At 49.4% G+C, this 4,885-nt stretch carries 6 protein-coding genes; all 6 read left to right on the forward strand.

What is annotated here, in order from left to right; genetic code table 11:
• Positions 1-418 (forward strand): hypothetical protein (locus tag ACP2WS_RS11150; protein WP_426460831.1); only part of this gene is annotated, 418 nt, incomplete at its 5' end.
• 1 nt (position 419) lies between these two features.
• Positions 420-806, forward strand: coding sequence for a hypothetical protein (locus ACP2WS_RS11155; RefSeq protein WP_426460832.1), 387 nt, complete (start codon positions 420-422; stop codon positions 804-806).
• Positions 807-872: 66 nt separating this feature from the next.
• Positions 873-2,135, forward strand: a complete 1,263-nt coding sequence (locus tag ACP2WS_RS11160) for a VENN motif pre-toxin domain-containing protein (protein WP_426460833.1) — start codon at positions 873-875, stop codon at positions 2,133-2,135.
• A 5-nt stretch (positions 2,136-2,140) separates the two neighbouring features.
• Positions 2,141-2,509: a hypothetical protein gene (locus ACP2WS_RS11165; RefSeq protein ID WP_426460834.1), complete on the forward strand. Its 369-nt coding sequence runs from the start codon at positions 2,141-2,143 to the stop codon at positions 2,507-2,509.
• Positions 2,510-2,657: 148 nt separating this feature from the next.
• Positions 2,658-4,355, forward strand: a complete 1,698-nt coding sequence (locus tag ACP2WS_RS11170) for a VENN motif pre-toxin domain-containing protein (RefSeq protein WP_426460835.1) — start codon at positions 2,658-2,660, stop codon at positions 4,353-4,355.
• A gap of 1 nt (position 4,356) precedes the next feature.
• Positions 4,357-4,713: a hypothetical protein gene (locus ACP2WS_RS11175; protein ID WP_426460836.1), complete on the forward strand. Its 357-nt coding sequence runs from the start codon at positions 4,357-4,359 to the stop codon at positions 4,711-4,713.
• The last annotated feature ends 172 nt before the right edge of the window (positions 4,714-4,885 follow it).

Genomic DNA, 4,885 nt, shown 5'->3' on the forward strand with positions numbered 1-4,885 from the left:
CACATCAAGTCCGGATGGATCAATAATATACAAGGGGGATGAGAGAATATTAACTCTAAACCAAGCATTGGATCCTAAAATAAATAAAGAGGCGTCTAAGCTCTATGGTCCGACAGGCGGATTTCAGGCGATACAAGGGGGGTGGTATTTACCAGCAGGATTAAACATACCCTATGCGCCTGGAGGCGTTTCCGATGCCGTTGTTGAGAGTTTCTCTGGAACGCATGACTTCATCGGAGGTGAGTTGCCGAGATGGTACGATAATCAAGGAAATACTAGTCGAGGACGAACAACGGTAGAGAAAATAGGCTCTACTGCGACCACCATATTGGCCATACCTCTTGCTGCGCCATTTGCACTTGTTGATCTTGTTTCTCCTGATTTTATGCAGGTTATCATGAAGTTGAAAGGTAAATGAAATGAATAAACTACTGAAAACACTGATGTGCTCCTTGCCTGCTGTTGCACTGTATGGGTGCAATGGCTGCTGGTCGCCGATGCCCGTAGTCAGTTGTGGTGGTCCTGTTGGGGAACCTTGGCCGCCCGTGGCCTTCTATCAAAAACCCGCCACATACGGTAGAACTGATGCGGATCAGCGTTGGAGAGATGTAGAGGCATGTGGAGGAAAACGGGGGGATCTTTCTCTTAGAAGTGCAGTTACTTATTCAAAGGATGCCCCTGTGGATCTTCAGCTTTCTGAAAAATTTGATCAATGTATGGCGCATAAAGGATATGACGTTATGCTAACCGGTAAAGATTGTGGAACTCAAGACCCAAAGGAGAACAAAGGAAAATGCAATTTGTAAAGTCTATGGATATGAGCGAGGTTATACGGCCCCAACAGCAATGGTGCAGTGGGCACGGTCGCGAAAATGGCCAGCCCACAGGTGGCGCAGCAAATCGGGAGCTACTTCAAAGAGAACGCCCAGGACGGCAGCGCAGCGCACCTGGTGGCCCATGCGGTACTGGGAGCGGCAGTCGCAGCAGCCACGGGCACAGATGCCGTAACAGCAGGCGTATCGGCAGCCACAGCAGAAGGGGCCGCACCGAAGGTTGCGAACTGGCTCTATGGCACAAGTGACCCGGACAAACTGAGCGCCGAGCAAAAGGGCACGATCAGCGCGATAGTGGGACTGGCAGGAGCGGCAGCGGGGGCGACAACGGCAAGCAATGCCGGCATCGTCGCCAGTGGCAGTGCAGCACAGATGGCGGTGGAAGATAACCGCATGCTAAATCGAAGTGAGTATGCCAAAGCTCGCGCTTGGGCAAGTAATACGCAAATTCTTAATGCTGTTGCAAAAATTGAAGGCCGATCGATAAGCAGGGGAGAACTTGAGGCGCGAATTGTTGCAGAGATGTGGCGTAATTCTGATGCCGCAGCGGGCGCATCAGGCGTTCATGATTACAGTTTGCGGTCGGTATTGGGGTGCAGCAATCTTAACTGCGCATCTTCCTCTACGGATGCAATGTATGGAAGTGCATCATATAATAGCAAATATGCGGCTGAAACCATGGAGTTATATTTAAAAGGGGTTCGCTACCTGAATTACGGTGTGACTTATAATGGTTTGGTTGAGGGTGACGTAAAAAATAATCCAATTGGCACGGGTTTGGCCGGGGTGGGTGCAGTAGGATTGGGCGTCGTGGTAGGTGGCCCAATGACGCTTTCTCAGCGTGCAATAGCTGGAACCCTTGGTTCTGCGATAAACTCTGCGTATCAATATCTTAGTAATGGTTCTGTTAACTCTGTTGATGCGGCAATGGCTGGTGGAGGGGGATTTTTGACCGGCGGTGGGTCTGTTCTCCAAGGTTTGACCTCTTCAATTTCTGTTAATTCTGGAGGAGCTCTTTTAGGTAGTGCGATCAAGGGAGAGAATCCGAATGGGAGTGTGGCAGCTGCCGCTGTGGGGAGCGTTATTGGGTATGGAGTTGGGAGCGGAGTAGAGTCGGTCGTAAGGGTGAAAATAAATCCATGGTGGAAACCTGATTTTGTAGATACGGGTGTTTTTGGTGTTCAGAAAATAAATCCTCCAAGTGTTTTGCCTGGTTTGTCTGGAAATATCACATCGGGGATATCTCAGGAGATGGTGGGGGATAAAGTGAACTCTCAAGTTGGTCGAATTCAGGGAAGGTAATCGAGATGAAATTGAGTTCTTGGGTGGGGAGATTTTTTTGGTTTTTTGGGATGATGACATGCTTCATGTTTGTAATTGTATTTTTGGCTGAATTCGTTGTTGTTCCTGTTGTTGTGTGGATTTTTTCTGGAAATTGGGTTGGTGAAAATTCAAAGCGAATTATTATTGATATTTTTTTTGCATTCAATGCAGGGCTGTTAATAACTGCTTTTATGCTCCCTGTTTTTTGGTTTCGTGAGGCATCGGGGGCGAATTTTGTAAAAATATTGAAGTGCACTTTTTTTGTGTGCTGTGTTGTGGTTTTTCTGATTTTATCTATGCCTTGGCAAAGGAAGATCGTCTTACAGCTAGGTGCTTGGATCAGTGGTACTTGATATTCAGTAATGAGGTATGAAATTTTCCTGGCAATATTGTTTTTTCTGAAGGGCGGCCTCAAATATGAAGTGCAACACCTGATGTGAATGTGAATTTCATTTAATAAAATGGCTGATTATTAATTTCATAATTTGATGCCGTGATAATGTGCAAATCACCAATGCGGCAGCGCAACAGCAAGATATTGCCAACCTCAAGACCAGCACCACCACAGAGCAGGTAGCAGCTAGGAGCGGCACATTGCCAAACAGCTTTGATGCCAGCAAGGTGCAGAGCGAGTTGAACCTGCAAACGGCGGTGACACAGGAATTCGACACCAACCGCCAGCAAGCCAAGGCACAGATCAACCAGGGCATAGACCAGGCCAAGGCGGACCTGAAGAGCGGCACCTTGAGCCAAAGCGAGTACGAAGCCAAGGTGCAGAACCTGCAAACGGCAGGTGTGCTGCTCGACAGCGCAGCAGCCGGGCTGTACGTCCCCAACAGCAATGGTGCAATGGGAACGGTCGCGAAAATGGCCAGCCCGCAAGTGGCGCAGCAAATCGGGAGCTACTTCAAAGAGAACGCCCAGGACGGCAGCGCAGCGCACCTGGTGGCCCATGCGGTACTGGGAGCGGCAGTCGCAGCAGCCACGGGCACAGATGCCGTAACAGCAGGCGTATCGGCAGCCACAGCAGAAGGGGCCGCACCGAAGGTTGCGAACTGGCTCTATGGCACAAGTGACCCGGACAAACTGAGCGCCGAGCAAAAGGGCACGATCAGCGCGATAGTGGGACTGGCAGGAGCGGCTGCGGGGGCGACAACGGCAAGCAATGCCGGCATCGTTGCCAGTGGCAGTGCAGCACAGATGGCGGTGGAAGATAACCGATTCTTGTCACAATCGGAACAGCAAAAGGCCATGGCGTGGGCAAGACAGAGCAATGGCCGATTCACACAGGCGCAGATCATGGATGCACTACGCTGGTCAAATAATTTGAAAACCGGTGCGACGTGGTCGAAGAATATCATTTCATCGACTCCCTACGACAATATGATAGGAGGGAAGACCAGTGTGACAGCTGAAGGGATGACGGGAGCACAGGGAAACAATGGCATCCTGTTTGTGCAGAGCATTCAGAATATTCCACGTCCAGATCAGGAAATCATTGATTACATTATGAGTAAGTCAAATGGGACTTACATCTGGGACCAGACGTCTTGGCCCCAGATTGGTGCTCAAGGGATGGCGCCGAGCCAGAAGCAGGAGGCCTATAGCTATAAGCCATCGTATGCCGATGGGAAAACCTATATGCTTCCGTATGCCAACTGTCCGGCCGCTGGTTGCAAGGCAACAAGTGTGATCGCATGGTATTCATCCAATCCGGCCGATCAGGCAGTGCTGTCAAAATACAAGGATGCATTGACACGGGAAACGGCAAAGGGAGTTGCGACAATAGCAGTGTCGGCACCGGCACTCATGTTGGCACCCGAGGCATTCTTCATCAGTTCTGGCGTGAATGCTGGAGCGCAGGTACTGAAAAGTGGAAACATTGATCCTTACGAAACCCTGCTTTCTGGAGCAGGAGGGGCAGCAGGTGCAGGACTAACGGCTGTGCCGGCGATTTCGAAAGCGATGTCTCTGGGGGCCGCGCCACGTGTAGTGATTTCTGCTGGTGTGGGGGCAGTAACTGGTGTGGCTGGAGATTCTGCGACAAAAATAATGAATTCTGAGCCTATTAAGATGAGTTCAATTTTAACGTCTGGGGCATCTGGCGTAATTGGAGGTATTCCTAAAAATCCTATATTACAAGCTATTGGTGCAGAAGCTGCCGGATGGTCTTTTTCAAAAATAAATTCAAACAAATAACATGGAAGAAAAAACATTTAAGCAATTGTATAAAGAGTATTTTTTTGACTCATTAAAGTGGCAGGTTCCTATGCTTTTGTTAATTTTTGCATTTGGTGCTTGTAAAGGCTGGCCCATAGATATTGATGATTTTTTGGATTCTGGACATTCTTTGTGGTTTATTTTATTTGTAGTTTTTTGTGTTCCATTCGCAGAAGGTTTTGTTCAGGGTTACTATGTTTGGCTTATGCAGCAAAAGCCAGGTTACTTGGAGCGGCAACAAAAGAATAAAGAAGCTGCAGACAAATGGAAAGCTGACATGGCCGCCAAACGTGCCAAATACGGCAGGTGGTGGTGGTTGAGAAGGCATAAGAAATAGCATGCGGGGTAATCTGATGCATCCTCATCAGCAGCGCGGGGTGTGATGTGAACCTGAACGCGGCCAACATCCACAAGGGCGCAGTCGGAAGCAGCACCGCACTGTATGCGGACAAGGGCATCACGCTGCAGGCGGCGCAGCAGGACAGCCAGCAAAACAGCAGCAACAGCTC

It is taken from the genome of Brachymonas moutaii (nom. illeg.) (genome assembly GCF_049977365.1).
In the GTDB taxonomy this organism is placed as follows: Bacteria; Pseudomonadota; Gammaproteobacteria; order Burkholderiales; family Burkholderiaceae_C; genus Brachymonas.